The 15,813-nt window shown below is 67.1% G+C and carries 19 protein-coding genes and 1 pseudogene; 15 read left to right on the plus strand and 5 right to left on the minus strand.

Annotation, left to right across the window (positions count from 1 at the left end):
- Together OG349_RS12485 and OG349_RS12490 are read left to right on the plus strand one after the other, a co-directional pair.
- On the plus strand, window positions 1-618 hold the full coding sequence (locus OG349_RS12485) for a type VII secretion system-associated protein (RefSeq protein WP_327234676.1): 618 nt from the start codon (window positions 1-3) through the stop codon (window positions 616-618).
- A gap of 57 nt (window positions 619-675) precedes the next feature.
- On the plus strand, window positions 676-1,416 hold the full coding sequence (locus OG349_RS12490) for a type VII secretion system-associated protein (protein ID WP_327234677.1): 741 nt from the start codon (window positions 676-678) through the stop codon (window positions 1,414-1,416).
- Between the two features lie 39 nt (window positions 1,417-1,455).
- Here OG349_RS12490 and OG349_RS12495 read toward each other — a convergent pair.
- Window positions 1,456-2,334 (minus strand): annotated as a pseudogene (locus OG349_RS12495) (ATP-binding protein); the annotation flags it as partial.
- Window positions 2,335-2,391: 57 nt separating this feature from the next.
- Between OG349_RS12495 and OG349_RS12500 the strand changes: the two are divergent.
- The 5 genes from OG349_RS12500 (at window position 2,392) to OG349_RS12520 (ending at window position 4,996) form a co-directional block, all read left to right on the plus strand.
- Entirely contained in the window at window positions 2,392-2,661 is a 270-nt protein-coding gene (locus OG349_RS12500) for a type II toxin-antitoxin system Phd/YefM family antitoxin (RefSeq protein WP_327234678.1), read from the plus strand.
- Complete coding sequence (locus OG349_RS12505; protein ID WP_327238549.1) at window positions 2,654-2,917, plus strand: type II toxin-antitoxin system RelE family toxin; 264 nt, start codon at window positions 2,654-2,656, stop codon at window positions 2,915-2,917. The genes OG349_RS12500 and OG349_RS12505 overlap by 8 nt, the downstream gene beginning before the upstream one ends.
- A 339-nt stretch (window positions 2,918-3,256) precedes the next feature.
- Window positions 3,257-3,643: a CPCC family cysteine-rich protein gene (locus OG349_RS12510; protein WP_327234679.1), complete on the plus strand. Its 387-nt coding sequence runs from the start codon at window positions 3,257-3,259 to the stop codon at window positions 3,641-3,643.
- On the plus strand, window positions 3,640-4,359 hold the full coding sequence (locus OG349_RS12515; protein ID WP_327234680.1) for a HEAT repeat domain-containing protein: 720 nt from the start codon (window positions 3,640-3,642) through the stop codon (window positions 4,357-4,359). Before OG349_RS12510 ends, OG349_RS12515 begins: the two co-directional genes overlap by 4 nt.
- A gap of 4 nt (window positions 4,360-4,363) precedes the next feature.
- The gene (locus tag OG349_RS12520) at window positions 4,364-4,996 is read left to right on the plus strand and encodes a DUF6000 family protein (RefSeq protein ID WP_327234681.1); all 633 of its coding nucleotides are present in this window, start codon (window positions 4,364-4,366) and stop codon (window positions 4,994-4,996) included.
- A gap of 319 nt (window positions 4,997-5,315) precedes the next feature.
- Here OG349_RS12520 and OG349_RS12525 read toward each other — a convergent pair whose 3' ends face one another.
- Both OG349_RS12525 and OG349_RS12530 read right to left on the minus strand, forming a co-directional pair.
- Window positions 5,316-5,447: a hypothetical protein gene (locus tag OG349_RS12525; RefSeq protein WP_327234682.1), complete on the minus strand. Its 132-nt coding sequence runs from the start codon at window positions 5,445-5,447 to the stop codon at window positions 5,316-5,318.
- 173 nt (window positions 5,448-5,620) lie between these two features.
- A complete protein-coding gene (locus tag OG349_RS12530) occupies window positions 5,621-6,103 on the minus strand; it encodes a hypothetical protein (protein WP_327234683.1) in 483 nt (160 codons plus the stop codon).
- A gap of 24 nt (window positions 6,104-6,127) precedes the next feature.
- On the opposite strand from OG349_RS12530, the gene OG349_RS12535 reads away from it, so the two are divergent.
- The 4 genes from OG349_RS12535 (at window position 6,128) to OG349_RS12550 (ending at window position 10,554) form a co-directional block, all read left to right on the plus strand.
- Window positions 6,128-7,192, plus strand: coding sequence for a serine/threonine-protein kinase (locus tag OG349_RS12535; RefSeq protein ID WP_327234684.1), 1,065 nt, complete (start codon window positions 6,128-6,130; stop codon window positions 7,190-7,192).
- Window positions 7,193-7,759: 567 nt separating this feature from the next.
- Entirely contained in the window at window positions 7,760-8,293 is a 534-nt protein-coding gene (locus tag OG349_RS12540; RefSeq protein WP_327234685.1) for a hypothetical protein, read from the plus strand.
- A 257-nt stretch (window positions 8,294-8,550) separates the two neighbouring features.
- Entirely contained in the window at window positions 8,551-9,354 is an 804-nt protein-coding gene (locus OG349_RS12545) for a hypothetical protein (RefSeq protein ID WP_327234686.1), read from the plus strand.
- A gap of 21 nt (window positions 9,355-9,375) precedes the next feature.
- Window positions 9,376-10,554 carry a helix-turn-helix domain-containing protein gene (locus OG349_RS12550; RefSeq protein ID WP_327234687.1) on the plus strand — a complete coding sequence of 393 codons (1,179 nt, stop codon included), beginning with the start codon at window positions 9,376-9,378 and terminating at the stop codon, window positions 10,552-10,554.
- Between the two features lie 32 nt (window positions 10,555-10,586).
- On the opposite strand, the gene OG349_RS12555 is transcribed toward OG349_RS12550, so the two are convergent.
- Window positions 10,587-11,114 (minus strand): NUDIX domain-containing protein, encoded by a 528-nt coding sequence (locus OG349_RS12555; RefSeq protein ID WP_327234688.1) that lies wholly within the window; start codon window positions 11,112-11,114, stop codon window positions 10,587-10,589.
- Between the two features lies 1 nt (window position 11,115).
- On the minus strand, window positions 11,116-12,459 hold the full coding sequence (locus OG349_RS12560; protein ID WP_327234689.1) for a helix-turn-helix domain-containing protein: 1,344 nt from the start codon (window positions 12,457-12,459) through the stop codon (window positions 11,116-11,118).
- A 224-nt stretch (window positions 12,460-12,683) separates the two neighbouring features.
- On the opposite strand from OG349_RS12560, the gene OG349_RS12565 reads away from it, so the two are divergent.
- From OG349_RS12565 to OG349_RS12580, 4 genes are all read left to right on the plus strand, one after another.
- Entirely contained in the window at window positions 12,684-13,433 is a 750-nt protein-coding gene (locus tag OG349_RS12565) for a hypothetical protein (RefSeq protein ID WP_327234690.1), read from the plus strand.
- Window positions 13,434-13,508: 75 nt separating this feature from the next.
- Window positions 13,509-14,420, plus strand: a complete 912-nt coding sequence (locus OG349_RS12570) for a phosphotransferase family protein (RefSeq protein WP_327234691.1) — start codon at window positions 13,509-13,511, stop codon at window positions 14,418-14,420.
- A gap of 1 nt (window position 14,421) precedes the next feature.
- On the plus strand, window positions 14,422-15,114 hold the full coding sequence (locus OG349_RS12575; RefSeq protein ID WP_327234692.1) for a class I SAM-dependent methyltransferase: 693 nt from the start codon (window positions 14,422-14,424) through the stop codon (window positions 15,112-15,114).
- A 15-nt stretch (window positions 15,115-15,129) separates the two neighbouring features.
- On the plus strand, window positions 15,130-15,675 hold the full coding sequence (locus OG349_RS12580) for an HAD domain-containing protein (protein ID WP_327234693.1): 546 nt from the start codon (window positions 15,130-15,132) through the stop codon (window positions 15,673-15,675).
- The last annotated feature ends 138 nt before the right edge of the window (window positions 15,676-15,813 follow it).

A 15,813-nucleotide genomic window follows, 5' to 3' on the forward strand; every position in this document is an offset into this window, starting at 1 on the left:
ATGAACGACACCCCCGCCACCGGAACCACCACCACCGCCGACGCCCCGCCCGTGCCCGAGGAGATCAAGGAGGCGGCCCGGCTCGCCCCCGACCACTGGCTGGGCATGGTCGACCCGGCCTGGTCGGGGAAGGGCGACCCGCCGAACTGGGCGGTGGTGGGCCAGTGGCGGTCCGGCCTGGACGGGGAGATCGAGGAATGGCGCCCCAACGAGGAGTACCGCCCGTCGCCCCAGGCACTCGGCTGGCCCGCGCCGACCGACGCGGTGGACGAGGCGGTCCAGCTCGCGGCCACCGGTTACGGCCCCGGGGACGCCGTACCACGGTCACTCGCCGACGCACAGGTGGCGGTCCTGCTCGCCCCTGACGGCGCCCCCCTGTCGGCCACCTCCCCCGACGGCACGTCGGTGGTCCCCGTCTTCACCTCCCCCACGTACCTGCACGCGGCGGGCCGCTTCGGATACGAGCTGATGCCGGTGACCGAGCTGGCGGACCGAATACCGGAGGGACACGTGCTCTACCTCAACCCTTCGGGCCCGGTGAGCATGACGGTGGAGACGGAGGCGCTGCGCGAGGCGCTGGAGGCCCCCCAGAAAGCCACGGAAAACCCAACCACCTGACCAAAAACGCGGCAAGCCCCCCACCCCCTCCCCCGCACACCAACGGAGCCTCACCCCATGACAAGCCCTGTCGCTGTCGGCACACCGGACGACGATCCACAAAACACCACGCAGGCAGACACAGAGGGCGATCCCGCCGGCGGACGCTCGGACCCGCCGGGGACCCAGGGCGGCCCCGGCGCGGTACTCAAGGGCCAGGAGGGCTTCCGCGAGCCGCCCGAGGACTACGTCAAGGCAGCCAGGGTGGCCCCCGACCACTGGCTGTCCGTCATCGACCGCCACTGGAACGGCGACGAGGACGAACCCCCGCCGCCCTGGGCGAGCCTGGGGCGCTGGCGCAGCGACGAGGCGGGCGAGATCGTCGAGTGGGAGGCGAACACCGAGTACCGCCCTTCCCCCGACGCGTACGGCTGGGCCCCACCGATCAGCCCCGTGGACGCCGCCGTACAACTGGTGGCCACCGGTTACGCCTCGGAAGAACTGTTCGCCCTGATGCTCGCCGACGCCGAGGTAGCCGTATGCGTCGACGAGACCGGCGCCTTGTCGGTGACCGAAGCCCAGGACGGCACGGCGGCAGTCCCCGTCTTCTCCACCTCACCAAACCTGGCAGAGGACAAACTGCCCCCACACGAGGTGATGTCGATACCCGCCCTACTGGAAAAACTCCCGGCCGGAAACGAGGTCCTGTTCCTCAGCTCCTCGGCCCCGGTAGGCCAACTGGTCACAGCAACGGCCCTACGAGAAAGCAAGGCCGACCTGGACCGCTACGAACCAGAAGGCGCCGACGACGCCCCGTGAACTGACACCCCGGCACACCGCCCGGTACGGTCGCGGCGCTCACAGCGGCCAAGCGGCCAGCAGATCGCCAGGCCCGTAGGCGGCATCGAGCCCCGGAGCATCGACACCGCTGCGCGAGACCGCCACGACGGGAACGGGTTCATCCGTGAGAGCGGCCCGGTGCCGATGAAGAGCCGCCAGGTCGTGCCGGTCGAAGGGCGATCGCTCCAGCCACTTGACAGAGCCGACGAAGATCAGTTCCTTGGCAACAGGAGCCCGGTCCGCACCGACGATGTCGGTTTCCACGTCATTGGTGCGAGTCCAGTAGCCCCCCACCGCAGGGGCTGCGGGGAGCCGGTCGTCGGGCAGTATCCGGGCGAGCGCCTCCCGGACGAGCGGCTCGATCGCCCGGCCGCGCCAGCTGGTCCAGCTGTCCCGGATCCGCGCCAGACTCAGATCGCCCCGCCCCCGCTCGATCTCGTCCATGGAGGGGCCGAGCAGGTGCTACCAAAAGCGCAGGTAGGGATCTGCCACCCGGTAGCGGCGGTCCTTCGACGGACGCAGCGATACGGGCAGCTCCGCAGCGACGATCCGTTTGTCCGTGAGCAGCTCCAGCGCTCGCTGCAACGGTGTGGCCCCGATTCCGCCGGCGGCACGCCCGATGTTGGTGAAGATCCGCTCGCCGCTGCCGATGGCCGCCGGCACCGTGCGCGCCTGAGCCCGCGGGGGGAATTCGGCAGCCAGCGAGCGCTCGGCCGACACCAGCAGGGCCGAGACCGGATCGCCCAGCGCCTCGCCGAGGAAGTCCCACAGCCCCGCGCCCCGCGGCCACTCCGCGCAAATCAGCGGCAGGCCGCCGGTGACCAGCGCCGCGTCGAAGGCTTCCGCCGGTTCCAACCCGAGCATCCGCCCCACCTCGGCGGGGTTCAGTGGTCCGAGGCGACTCACCCACCACCTCTCTTGTGTACACATGGCACACTCGGCACCCTTGAGCGCATGACGCAGCCACTGCCCATGGAGTCCATTCGCGATGTCCGGGCGCACTTGGCCGAGGTCGTGGAGCGGGCCGACCGAGACGACGTGCCCACCGTGATCACACGCCGCGGCAAGGAAGTCGCGGCCGTGGTCTCCATCGAGGTGCTGCGCAGGTACCAGGAGTGGGAAGAGCGCGAGATCAACCGGATCATCGACGAGCGCATGGCCAACCCCGCACCCGGCGTCCCGATCGAGGACGTCATGAGTGAGACGCTGGCGCGCGGTGGGTGAATACCGAACTGTCTTCCGCCCGGAGGCGCAGGCCGAGCTCCGGAAGATCCCTCGCGACATGGCACTGCGCGTCCTGGCCAAGCTGACCGAGTGGGAGAGCGATCCCCTCGGCTTCAACACCATCGCACTCGTGTCCCAGCCGGAACGCCGTCGCCTGCGAGTCGGCGACTACCGCGTCGTCTACACGATCGACAACGGGGAGCTTGTGGTGTGGGTCGTCCATGTCGGGCACCGCTCCAGCGTCTACGACGCCTGATCCCGACCGACGCAACACCTGAACTTCCGGCACCGATCCAGCACGGGGTGGACGAATGGGCCGGCCCCCAAAGGGTCCGACCCATTCTGACCTGCATTTTTGCCCCATCAACGACGTCGTGTCGACGCACCCACTCAGACGTTGAAGCGGAACGTCTGAAGCTCGATCCTGACCTGCGGCGGAGCCCCACACAGGGCCCTGACCTGGGATTCCTCGTTGGCATGCGTTGGCTCCCGACGGCCGTTTACGGGTGTCCTGCGGACTGGCTGCGGACTGGCCGGGCACCCCAGGCAGAGAAATGCATGGCACACCGGCGGGACCTCCAAGGAGACTGCGCAGGTGAGCGACTCCTACCCCTGTCCCTGCTGCGGGCACCACGTTCTGGACGCCATGCCCGGCTCGTACGAGATCTGCCCCGTCTGCTTCTGGGAGGACGACGGGGTCCAGTTCCGCTGGCCGACCATGGACGGCGGAGCGAACAAGGTCTCCCTGATCGAGGCCCAGCTCAACTACCAGGACTTCGGCGCCTGCGACCAACACGGCCGACAGTACGTCCGCCCGCCGGCCGAGGACGAGCCGCTCGACCCTGCCTGGCGCCCCATCGACCTGACGCGCGACTCCTTCGAGGACTGGGAAGCCGAGGACCGCGGTCCGTGGCCTGATGACCACTCGGTGCTCTGCTGTTGGCTCCCCACCTTCTGGCGCCGCGACCACCCGGCGTCATGACCACCCACATCGAGAGACTCGTCCAGCAGCTCGACGGCGAGTCCGGCGAGTCCTACGACGCCCGCGCGGAACTGATCCACATCGGATCCGCCGCCACCCCCGCCATACTCGATGCCCTCCCCTCCCTCGGGGGCTTCGGACAACTGACCGCCATCGAGGTCTTCGAGGAGGTCGCCGACCCCCGCTGCGGCCCCGCCCTGATCACCCTGCTCGACAGCGACAACCCCACCGTCCGTCAGTGGGCGGCCACGGCCCTGGCGATCCTGGAGATCGAGGACGCGGTCGAGCCCCTGTGCCGCGCCTACCGCGCCTGCCTGGAGCGGCAGACTCCGCCCGACGAGTCCGAACCCGTCGCCATCCGCTGGGCCCTGACTGATCTCGGCGCCCGCAGCCCCGTCGTCCCCTCCCTGACCGCCCGACTGCAAGCCGGTACCGGACCGGACAGCCCCGGCTGGCCCTCGGCCCACTTCGCGGAGATCATCGACGACCTGGCCGACCACTCCCAACTGATCCTCTACTCCCAGTTCTGGCGAGTGGACGCCGGCCACACGTACGGCGTCTCCGGCACCGGCCTCGACTGGACCGCACCCTGGGAGCACCTGGTCGAGGAAGCCCGCACCTGGTCCCTCCTGGAAGCCACCGAAGCCCCCGCCGCCGACAACATCTTCGTCGCTCCCACCTGGATCGACCGCACCGACCTACACCCGGAAAGGTGACCCCATGCCGTTCCAGCGCCCCGAGGAAATCGGCTATGGCCACGTGATCGAGCGCTACGTGACGAGGAAGGACTCGGACCACCCGCGCTACCTCGAACTGAACAGCCGTCGTGTCCTGCGGCCAGGGTGGCCGTACGCCGAAAGCTTCACCCGCCACCTGATCGACGACGCGGCCGCGATCACCGACGCCGAGCTGGAAGCTCTCCTCGCCTACGAATGGCGCTCGCGCCTCACCGCCGCCTGGCTGATCGGCGTAGGCCGGCGCACCTCGTTCCGCGAGCGCATTGGTGACCTGCTTCTGGCCAGCGAGGTCTGCTACTCCGGCGGCGGCTACTGCTTCGCCCTGGCCCGTCTCGGCACGCACGCGGATGTCGAGATCCTCACCGCCTACCTCGACCGCTACCTCCCCCGCACCGACCTCCGCTACGACCAGCCCGAGGCCCTCGGAGCCCTCCTCCGCCTCGACGCCCACCTCGGCACCCACCACGCCGACCGCTTCACCCAGCCTGACGGCCTCTGGGAGCAGTGGGTCAATGCCCTGGTCCACCTTCAAGACCACCCCGGTTACACCCCCGCGGAGCAGCGCCGCTGGACGGACCTCCACTGCGACTTCGCCAACGGCTGGGCCCGTCCGTAGCCGTGGCTCAGTTCCCCCTAGGCAGCCTCGGGTGCGGAACCCGTCGCACCTCAAATGAGAATGGAAGGGCACTCGACTTGCTACCGACAGGGGCCGAAGGCAAGGTCGTTGGTAACGGAATCAGTATCGCTATTGGCACGGCGTCGTTGCCCATCAAGACTGCACATACCGAAAGTCAGTGAACCGATGGGGGTGTACTGATGAGCGACCTGCTGGACGCGGTGGACACGGCTCACTGCAACATCGAGCGCCTAGCTGATCCAGGCGCCCTTCTCGACGCCACCGAGCAAGTGATGGCTGTCGCGCGCCAGCACGGCACTCAGGCGATCCTTGCCGCCAGCCCCGTCGCGGAGCGCTTGGTGGGGGCACTCTTGTCGTCGTACAGCGAGTTGGTCAGCTTGTCCTCCCAGGCAGCCTTAGCACCCCGGAACGTGCTGATCGTGGACGTCAACCTTGCCAGCGGCACTACTGTGGCACAGGCCGCGCGCTACGCCCGCAACCTCGGAGCACGACATGTCCACGCAGTCGTCCTCCACCAACTGACCTCGGTGGCGGCACAGGCCGCAGACTGCGGCGTGGATATGTTGGACGTACTCGGAGGACGACCGCCGACCTGTCCCTCCTCTACAACGGACTCGGGTCTGTGGTAGATGCGGCGGGCAGAGCAGTCACGGCCGCCGCAGCCGCTGCCGATCGCTTGGAGTCCAGCGCCTTACCGCGTGCAAGAGCATCCGCCTTGCTCAGGCCGAGTGCCTCGCCGACTTCCTTACCGTTCCGGTACACAACCTGCCGGATCTTGTGATCGCGACAGACGTACCCAAGGGCCCCTTCGATCATGAGGCGATGCCGCGGTGCTGCCATGCGGTTGCCAGAGGGGCTGACATCCGCGATGCAGATCACCACTGCATCGGGGTTCCAAGCCGAGAGCTTGCTACTGAGCTTGCGCCCCAAGTCTTCGACCTGGTCAATGACCTCCGACGCTGCGGTTCGGAGCTCACACACATCATGCATCCGCGGCTCGTCTTGTGATCCCTCAAGGGCAACACAGACAACTACAGGTCCCCTCCCTGCCGTTGGAAACCCCACACTGATCCCGAGCACCACCATGCCGAGCACTATAGGGTGTCGGGCATGTCGGGAACGGTCATCGCCCAGGTCGGCAACCGCGAACTCGGGAACCGCATCAGCGATCGCTACCAGGTACTGGAGCGCCTCGGGCGTGGAGCCAGTGGCGAGGTCTACCGCGTCAAGGACGAGCATCTGCACACGGAAGTGGCGCTAAAGCTCTTCAAGCCGACTCCAGGACAAGCGGCAACGTGGGACGAGGCCCAAGTACTCAAACATCTTCAGAGCCAATACCTGCTCGGTGTCTACAACGCCGACATCGCAGGCGGAACCGACATCCGCTACCTGACGATGCCTGTCATGCATGGCGATCTTGAATCGGCCGCCGCACCCTTCGGTGTGGTCGCTGCCAAGGCCATGCACTGGGGTCAGCAACTCGGCTATGGGCTCGAACGCGTCCACGCCGCGGGGCTTCTGCACCGTGACGTCAAGCCTGGCAATGCCTTCATCGACGCCAGTGGCGACGTTCTGCTGGGTGATCTCGGCCTTGCCGCGCGAATGGACGCGGCTGGCCGGGCGGCGATGGCCGGAACATTCGCCACCGTCGCTCCGGAAGTGTTGAACACTGGAGTGTGTTCGGTGGCCTCAGATGTCTACTCCCTTGCTGCGACTGTGTTCTACCTCCTCTCCGGGCAGTACCCAAACGGCCCGCTGAGCCTGGGACAAGCCGCCCGCAGGGACCGAGTCCTCAACGACCAGTTCGACAAGTTGCGCGACGTCGCTCCGCACATCTCTCAAAGTCTGGGCCGCGTTGTCGAACGGGGCCTGTCCAAGGATCCAGCGGCTCGACCCGGCAGCGCCCAAGACTTCGCCAACCAGCTCGCCCAGTGTTCGCACCATCGTCGGCCTTGGCGCCGGACCGCAACCCACGACGGTCACGACCAGTGTTTCGAAGGCGGTGCGGCAGGGGCAGCGAGAGAGGTCTCGGTCTGCGCGCTGCGGGACATACGCGGCCATGGCAGCATCGAAGTACGGCACGCAACGGGCCGGCGAATGCGTCAGCGTGAGAAGAGCGGACTCCGGCCAGAGCAAGTACCCGCCGCCCTGCGTTCATTGTTTCGCGGCCTGTAGCACCGCAGCGAGGACCGCCGAATTCCATGGCGTGCTGTTTCGCCCATCGGCAAGAGTGAGTGGGTGACCATCCGCTTCCACGCCGAGCTACACGAGCCCACAATTCGGAAGCAGTTACGGCCTCAGCAGCCGAGCCTGCGGGTCGAAGCAAGCGAGCCCCATCGATGCCGCGAGATCGGCAGCGTAGGTCGACGCCTCCTCGGCCATGCTGTAGCGCATCGAGAGGTAGATGAACGGGGCCGGCCGCCTCACCGATCAACGGCCCCGTCGACCAGGGCGAGGTGTCTTCCTCGTCCTCCGTGAGGTCCACCCATCGCGCCAGGAGCCCAGCGAGGTACTCGGCGATACGCGGTGACGGTGGAAGATCTCCGTCCGTATCGATATAGCGGTCGTACAGCTGGGTGCAGACCTTGCCCGCGGTCACATCGTCACTGGGTCTGTCGCCTTCCCACACCGCCAGGTCATAGCTCATGGCCGCACTGTGCCACGCCCCACTGACAGCGCCCTCCGGGCTTCGCGTCGCAATCAGCCAGACCCACTGTCCGACGACGCTGTTACGTTCCGCCCATGACCGCATCAGACGCTCTGCTCCTCCGGATCGAGCAGAACCCTTCCCTGTACGCCTCGCTCGTCTGTCCCGCCGATTTCGACATCGATCGCAGGGACCCCATAGACGACCTGGTCCTTCCCACCGGAGCACCACTGCACCCGATAGCCGGCTGCGGCGCTGGCGGCACGTACTACCTGTGCGGGGAGGCCGGGGCCGAGGAGCGGCCCATCCTGTATGCCGACTCCGAGGGCCGGGCCACTCTGATCGGCGCCGACCTCATCGAGGCTGTCACGCTCATCGTCGTACTGCCCTTCTGGCGCGACCTGGCGAGCAACTTCACGATCAGCGAGTTGGGATCGGAACTCCGTGCCGACTACCCCGCCTTCGACACCGAGCGCGACCATCTCCTGCACGCCCTCGGGCTCGCGCCTGTCTCCGAGGAGCAAGCTGCCGCCCAGCTGCTGGCCACCGCGGCACGCACAGTCCCGAACCACGTCCCGTACGTTCCAGACGACGAACACCTGCCGTACGAGGTCCTCTTCGGTGAATGACCTCGTCTGGCAGCAGCCGCGCTACATGGAACACAACCACGCCCTGCAGGACGCTGAGCCCTCCATGGTGGCCGACGATTGCCGACACTCCGCGCACCTAACTACCGTGTGGAACAAGCACGTTGATGGCCGAGAAACCGCCGCGACAAGTAGCCCATTCACGCAATAGAACGTATGATCGATTGAGAACGAAGCGCAACACGCCGCCGATGGTTCAGTTTTGCGCACCTGATACTGAGAACATGTAGAGTCGCCACATGAGCGAGCAGCAGGATGCGCTGGAAGACCTTGAAGAGGCAGGCGTGTTGGCAGCGATCAACTGGGCGGCCGAGTCGGCGTACGCGCGCACCATGCGTGACTACGACCCCGACGCCGGCCACGATCAGGGTTGGGTCGGGTACACCGCCCATGGTTTTCTGCGCGACCGCCAGGACCGAGTTTTCTCGTGCGGCAAGTACGCCGTCAGCTCCCCGGCGGACGCCCTTTCCGGTCTGGACACGGTGGCCTCCGGCCTCCTGCCCAGAGAATTCGACAGGATGCCTCGGATTATCCCAGGCACCGTTACGCGGGCCAATCTCAATGGCTCACCGGGGTGGCGTTTCGGAGACTGGAGGTGGCTTCAGTCGGCATTCCCATTCGGGGAAAGCAACGTGATCCCGTGGCCTCAGAAGAGCCCGACCAAGCGGCGGGTAGCAGCGCAGACGGTTGCCAATCCAGATCAACCAATGCTCCCCGTGGACGAGGATGAAGCGCCTCTCTTCGAGGACATCATGGAGGCACTTCTGTCTCTCGATGAAGACGAGGGCGCTCTGACGACACTTGTTGTCGCGCATTCAGTCCAGAAAGAGCTTGGCGCCAGAGAACTCTTTCTAGGCCGCTCTCGTTTGAACAAGGGGGGCGGCTCGGCATGGCACTGGAAGCATGATCTACTTACGCCGCCCTTCGGAGACTACGGCCGCACACGGAAGCCCATCACGCCCGAACCGTCGGGCGGGTTCGATTCTGTACCCGACGCGGCCGTTCGACTCCGTCGTCACGCGCAGAAGGGCGACGGAAAGTAGTGATGGAATGAGCGGATGGTCATGGAACGTAGTCGTCTCGCCGAGGTTCGCATTGGCGACGCCTCGCGACTTTTTGATGGGCGTCGCCTGACGCTAGCGCGTCAGCTTGCGGGCCTCCGCAAGAATGCGCTAGCGGCTCAGATCGACAAGAGCCCCACCGCAGTGGCCGCCTACGAGAGCAACTCCAAGCGCCCAGCGCCAGCCACGGTGGCGCAGCTGTGTCTGACACTCGGCGTTGACCCATCGTTTTTCCTCCCGGGACCGCAGCGATCCGAAGCGGGTGGGGCAATTCCCCACTTCAGATCGCTGCGGTCAACATCACAACTGGCCCGCGATCAAGCTCTTGCCTACGGGATGGTCGCCAGCGATGTCGGCTCCGCCCTGGAAAGGCACGTGGAGTTCCCCAATCCTGATATCCCCCGACTGAGCGTCGACGTCGACGATGAAGACACGGACCTACCTGAGCAAGCAGCACGACTGCTCCGAAAGCACTGGGATGTTCCTCATGGCCCGATCGGCCACTTGGTCAGGATGGCAGAAAATCGCGGCATCCTCATCATCTACAGCCCCATTCAGACTGCCGCAGTGGACGCATATTCGTTTGAGGCGGGCACACGCCCAACTGTCATCCTAAATCCAGCGAAAAATGACTATTTTCGGCAGCGATTTGATGTTGCACACGAGATTGGCCACCTTGTGATGCATGTCGACTCGGAACCTGGCGACCGAATTACCGAGAATCAAGCACATCAGTTTGCGGCAGAACTACTGATGCCCGCCGAAGAAATGCGTGAAGCGCTTCCATCGAAGGCGGACTGGCGAGCCCTTAGCGCGCTGAAGGAAGAATGGAACGTCAGTCTCCAAGCTCTCCTCTACCGATCACGGCAGTTGGGAGTAATTGGCGACGTTACGTACAGAAACGCCATGCTCTACCTGTCGTCAAAGGGATGGCGCCGCCGCGAGCCCGGCGTGATGCCGGTTACCGAGCAGCCGTCACTTTTCCCAAGAGCGGTAGAGATTCTGGGACAAGTAGGCATAGGGGAAGATGTTTTGGCCAGAGAAGCCCGTGTGCCTCTGGATCTGTTCCGAGTTGTCGCATCGAGGTTCCCGATCTGGGAAAATCCCCGAACCGTGGAGCTCGACCAAGAAGCTACTCTTCCTGCAGGTGTTGTGTCTCTCTTCGGATCGAGCTCGAAGTGAAGCCACAGCCATAGCTCACGGCTGACTCAGTCTCACCAGCCGTTCAGGGATACCCCTGCGCCACCCACCAAGTAGTGGTTGAGGGCGCTGGCCGTGGTGTCCACGAACGCATCGGGGATGGCGTTGGCATCGATCCAGCGGACCTGGGAGTGCTTGCGGGGTTCGCGGTTTTCGGGTTCGCCGGTCCATTCGTGGGCGGCGAAGACGACGGTGAGGAAGCCGTTGGGGGCCTCGACGCCCCAGGCGCCGTGGATGATGTGGGCGACCTTGAGGGACTCGGGCTTCACCGTGAGGCCGGTCTCCTCGTACAGCTCACGGACGGCCGTCTCGGTGATCGGTTCGCCCGGTTCGCTCTTGCCGACGGGCAGATCCCACATCCCCTGGGCGAACTTCGCGTTGTCGCTTCGCTGGAGGAGGACGACGCGGTTCGTGGCCTTGTCGTGGACGATGACGGCCGCGACCAGCAACGTCATCGATTCGAGTGCCGGCTTGAGGGCCTTCGGCTGGTCGTCGGTTTGCTGGGCCACTGGGTTCCCTTCGTCGGGCGGGTTGTTGGGCATGTTAGGCGAGGGCTTCGCGGGCTCGGCGCGCGAGATCTGCGGCTCCGGGGACTCGGCGGCGCTGGTAGACCGCGAGGGTGGAGCGGATCGAGGAGATGGCCTTGCGGGTCCGGTCGGAGGTCATGCCCTCCATGAGGACCAGGGCTTTGGTCCAGGCAGCGACGGCTTCGTCGGCGCGAGCCTGGGCGCCGAGGTCGGCGTGGGTGAGAGCGTGGACGCGCTTGTACTTCAGGGGGTCCCAGCGGGTGAGGGCGTCGCGGTGCTGCTGCTCGGTGCCGATGTGATCGGCGAGATCGGTCAGGGTACGGGCGGTGTGGCTGGCCACGGTGCCGGCGGCGGGGCCGCTCACGCGGGAGTAGCTGGGCTGCGGGACGTCGTCCCGCAGTAGAGCGTCCTCGGCCGCGAGCAGGGCGCGTGCGGCTGATGCGCTCTCCTCCGTGGCCGCGTAGGCGCGGGCATGTGTGATGTGGAGGAGGGCTTCCGTCTGGCCGTCGACGTGGCCGAGGCCCAGGCGTAGAGCGCCTTCGACAAGATCAACGCAGTGATGGGGCTGCTTGAGGCTCAGCGCCTGGTGGGCGAGGGCGCGCATCATCCAGGCGGCGTGACCATGGGCGTCGGCTTCGCAGGCGAGCTGGTATCCGACCTGGTAGTAGCGCTGGGCGGCGCCTTCCTGACCGAGATCGTGGTGCTTCCACCCCGCCAGGTAGGCAAGTTCGGCGACGGCTCCGAAGGCGGCCCCGCGTAAGACTTCGCTGGGGAAGCGCCCGCGCAGCATAGGGGCGGCGGTGTCGGCGAGATACGCGCAGACGGTGGTCAGACCGTGCCCGCCGCCGAGGCGTTCGTCGGCGGCGCTGAAGGCGGTGGTGATCTGGCGTACGACGTCCACGTCCTCCGCGCCGACCAGGGACGTGCCGGTGCGGGCGCGGAGCATGCGGGCTGTGGCCTCGTGGTCGTGGCTGAGCGGCATGGCGACGCCGGCGGTGGTGAAGGCTGCGATGGCGAGGAAGCGGCGGCGTTCGACGTCGGCGCGGCCCAGGTCGGTGACGGCGAGGACCGGATCGGCCTCCACTGGCTCTTCGGCGTCACCAGCATGCAGACCGATCTCGGTCCGGGTGATCGGGCGTCCTGCTCGGCGGGTCAGCGCCTCGGCCAGGTACTGACCCACCTGTCCTGAAGGGGCGCGGGTGCCGTTCACCCAGTGCGAGACGGCCGATTTGTTGGTCTGGAGCATCTCGCCGTTCTCGGCGGCCACGCGACGCACGTCTCTTGCGAGCGCCTCGTAGGTGCATCCGGCCGCGTCGATGGCATCCCGCAGGCGGGAGTTGGCCTCTCTCTGCGCCGCCACGACCACCTCCGACCTGGAGCTGTAAACCGCGTATACCGCTTCAACTGCCTCCTACCGTACCCACTGAGCGTGACCAACGGTTCACTTATCAGCAGCCGCCCGGAACGGCGTGACCGTGATCCAGGCTCCCCTCTTGGTCCGGGCGGCACCCCGAAGTTCCGTACGCCCATGCCGGGTTCTGGCACTCCTGTGTCCGGACCCGGCCGATCAGAGACGGAGACACGGTGACCACCATCGACACCACGGCCATCACGGTCGAGCTGCCCGAGGCGTTCGACCCGCGCTGGAGCCGCCTGCCCGGCATCCAGGTCGACGGCCGGCGCATCACCATAGACCCGGCCGAGTACTTCTTCCGCTTCGAGTCGAACACCTGGCTCGTCGCCGACTGGGAGCTGGTCAAGACCCAGCTCCTGGAGGTGAACGAGACGACCGAGAGCGCGGTCGAGCAGCTCGCGCTCGACTTCACCAAGCACCACGGAGAGGCCACGTCCGACGCGGCCCGCGTGCTGGCCACCGCGTACGAGGTGTACGCGTACCTGTTCCGTGACGAGCACCTCGCCGGCCTCGGTCTCCCGCAGATCACCGCCGACCACCTGCGGATGCTCCGTGAGGCGGCCACGCTGATGGCGCTCAACAAGGTCGAGCTGGACGGGCACATCTCCAACGTCGGTCCGTGCTGGTTCTTCCCCGCCGCCACCTCCGTCGTCTTCGACCTGGACGACGAGTTGGGCGGGATGCTCGACGAGGTCTATCACGGCGGCTGGTTCAACGAGCACCGGCGGATTGAGTCGATCAAGGCCCACGCCGCGCTCGGGGGACGGCTCGTGCACGGCTGCCAGTCCGTGCCGGACCAGTCCGGCGGCGTGGTCGCACCCTACGGTGCCTCGATGGCCAGGTTCCGTGACGACCTCGCCGCGTTCAAGGCGGGCTGGATCGAGCAGGTCTACGCCCACCGCGTGAACCCCGCCGCGTAACCCACCCGATCAGGCTCCGGGGCGGGCCGGCCTCCCTCGCCCGCTCCGGACGCCACCATCCCCCGGAGCCCTCACATGACCACGAACCCCAGCGCCGAACTCCTCGACAACCTGCTCACCGCGACCGGCCAGCCCACTGCCCGACGGGAGGAGGTACGGGTGTGGTCGATGTCCGGAGTCGAGCGAGTCACCTTCCCCGACGGCTCCACGGCCATCTTCAAGTACGCCAAGAAGCCCTTCGACAGCGAGGACCAAGCCCTCCGCCTCGCCCACACGCTCGGCGTCCCCGTCCCCCAGATCCACGGTTCCGCCATGATCGACGGCTGGCTCGGCATGCTCATGGAGGACCTCGGGCCGTCCGCCCGCGAGGCCGATGACCTCGATGGCGTCGCTGCGGCGGTGGTCCTGCACAGCACCCGTACGGCTTCCGCCCTGCCGGTTCTCGACCGGGAACGGCTCCGTACGCTGCCCGTCCGAGCGCTGGAACATCTCGAACGGCTGCGTAAGGCCGACCGATGGCAGGACACCCACGACGTTGAGGACGCGCTCGACCGGGTCGCCGAGGCCGCCGAATCCCGCTCGGCCGGAGCGACGCTGGCACCCTTCGGATGGGTGCACTCGGAGTTCCACTCCACCAGCCTCCACATCGGCGAGCGCGGGTGGCGACTGCTCGACTTCGCCCGCGCCTTCACTGGCCCCGGCCTGCTCGACCTCGCCAGCTGGCACGGGACCATCGAGCCCCCGCATCCCCTGCGGCTGCGCGTCTTCCTGGAGCAGTACGTCGTCGCCGGCGGCACCCCGGATGCGCTCGCCTCGCGGGGCGGGCTGACCGCCGAGAACTGGGCGCTGGGCTGGCACCGCATGTGGGCCGTCGAGTGGTTCATGGAGCAGGCGGTTCGCTGGATCAACGACCCGGCGACCGACCTCGGCTACATCAAGGTCGTCCGCCGCCACCTCACCGACGTGCTCCACCTCCTGGAGATCTGACGTGCTCGCCCAGACCTCGCCGTGGCACGCCCACGCCATCCAGCGCACCGCCGCCGGGCTCGCCGAACCCTTGGCCGTGCCCGCCCGGATGGAATGGACCACGAGACCAGGCCAAGGCCCCGCCGCCGAGATCCTCGGCCCGGACCTGCGCGGCAAGCGGCTCCTGGAACTCGGCTGCGGCCCCGGCCACAACGCCGCCCACCTCGCCACCCGCCACGGTGCTCACGTCACCGGCGTCGACTTCGTCGGCCTCCAGGTCCGCCGCGCCCGCTCCCACTACGGACGACTGAACAACCTCGGCTTCGTCGCCGGGCACGCTCTGCACTATCTGCACGCCTCCGACGAGCAGTTCGACGCGATCTACTCCGTCTTCGGCGCCGTGGGACTCGTCGCTCCCGAGCTCCTGCTGGCAGCCATCGCTCAACGCCTCAAGCCCGGTCGGGTGCTCGCCTTCTCCGTTCCGCACCCGCAGCGCGGTGGCCGCGGCGTCTCCGGCGATGACCGGCCTCGCCGCGACTTCGTCACCCTGCCCGACGGCACCCGTCTCCCCATCGCCCGCTGGGAGTTTGACGGCGCCCGCTGGGAGCGGCACCTCGGCCGGGCTGGCTTCCGCCTCACCTCCGCACAGGAATTCCACGACCTTCGCATGGGCCGCTCGCCCGCCACCCAGCTGATCCGCGCCCACAAGCTCTGACCGCTGGAGGAACCGATGCGCCCGCCCTACCTGCTCCTCGACGTCGACGGCGTCCTCATACCCTTCCCCGCCGCAGACGGCTCGACCCCGGCCACCCACACCCGGCACGACGTCGTTCCGGCCGGCCGAAACGCCGACAACCCTGTCACCGTCTGGCTCGACCCCGAGCACGGCCGCCTGCTCCTGGACGTCATCAGCACCGGCCTGTTCACCCCGGTCTGGTGCACCAGCTGGCGGCAGGACGCCACCACTCTCATCGGACCCCTCCTGGGTCTGCCAGACCTGCCACACGTCGATCTCCCACGCCCACAGATCACCACCAGCCATCCCAACGGCTACCTCTGGAAACGCGACCACGTCGACGCCTGGCTGGGGGAGGCCCCCGCCGTCTGGATCGACGACGACTTCACCGATCTCGACCACATCTGGGCGGAGGATCGCGCCGCCTGCGGAACGGCGACCCTCCTCGTGCAGCCCGACCCACACCTTGGCTTGCAGCCCGACCACCTGACCGAGGTCACGAAGTGGGTCGCGCGGCTGTCCGCAGCCCATGCCGCCTGACGACTGATGCCCTCGCTGCCACGAGCAGCGAGGGCATCAGGGTGGCGGTGGGCTCTGCCTGCATGGGCGTCGTTCAGTTTCTGAACGAGATGGCAGCGAACCAAGGCCCCGAAGCTAAGGGGGAAAGGTGCACGTCAA

The sequence above is a fragment of the Streptomyces sp. NBC_01317 genome (genome assembly GCF_035961655.1).
Lineage (GTDB): Bacteria > Actinomycetota > Actinomycetes > Streptomycetales > Streptomycetaceae > Streptomyces.

What these genes read in the sequence shown, in the direction of transcription:
- OG349_RS12520 (WP_327234681.1), top strand. Translation starts at nt 4,364, where the DNA reads ATGCCGTTCCAGCGCCCCGAGGAAATCGGCTATGGCCACGTGATCGAG.
- OG349_RS12490 (WP_327234677.1), top strand. Translation starts at nt 676, where the DNA reads ATGACAAGCCCTGTCGCTGTCGGCACACCGGACGACGATCCACAAAAC.
- OG349_RS12530 (WP_327234683.1), bottom strand. Translation starts at nt 6,103, where the DNA reads ATGGTGGTGCTCGGGATCAGTGTGGGGTTTCCAACGGCAGGGAGGGGA.
- OG349_RS12550 (WP_327234687.1), top strand. Translation starts at nt 9,376, where the DNA reads ATGGAACGTAGTCGTCTCGCCGAGGTTCGCATTGGCGACGCCTCGCGA.
- OG349_RS12555 (WP_327234688.1), bottom strand. Translation starts at nt 11,114, where the DNA reads ATGCCCAACAACCCGCCCGACGAAGGGAACCCAGTGGCCCAGCAAACC.
- OG349_RS12485 (WP_327234676.1), top strand. Translation starts at nt 1, where the DNA reads ATGAACGACACCCCCGCCACCGGAACCACCACCACCGCCGACGCCCCG.
- OG349_RS12535 (WP_327234684.1), top strand. Translation starts at nt 6,128, where the DNA reads ATGTCGGGAACGGTCATCGCCCAGGTCGGCAACCGCGAACTCGGGAAC.
- OG349_RS12540 (WP_327234685.1), top strand. Translation starts at nt 7,760, where the DNA reads ATGACCGCATCAGACGCTCTGCTCCTCCGGATCGAGCAGAACCCTTCC.
- OG349_RS12545 (WP_327234686.1), top strand. Translation starts at nt 8,551, where the DNA reads ATGAGCGAGCAGCAGGATGCGCTGGAAGACCTTGAAGAGGCAGGCGTG.
- OG349_RS12500 (WP_327234678.1), top strand. Translation starts at nt 2,392, where the DNA reads ATGACGCAGCCACTGCCCATGGAGTCCATTCGCGATGTCCGGGCGCAC.
- OG349_RS12515 (WP_327234680.1), top strand. Translation starts at nt 3,640, where the DNA reads ATGACCACCCACATCGAGAGACTCGTCCAGCAGCTCGACGGCGAGTCC.
- OG349_RS12570 (WP_327234691.1), top strand. Translation starts at nt 13,509, where the DNA reads ATGACCACGAACCCCAGCGCCGAACTCCTCGACAACCTGCTCACCGCG.
- OG349_RS12580 (WP_327234693.1), top strand. Translation starts at nt 15,130, where the DNA reads ATGCGCCCGCCCTACCTGCTCCTCGACGTCGACGGCGTCCTCATACCC.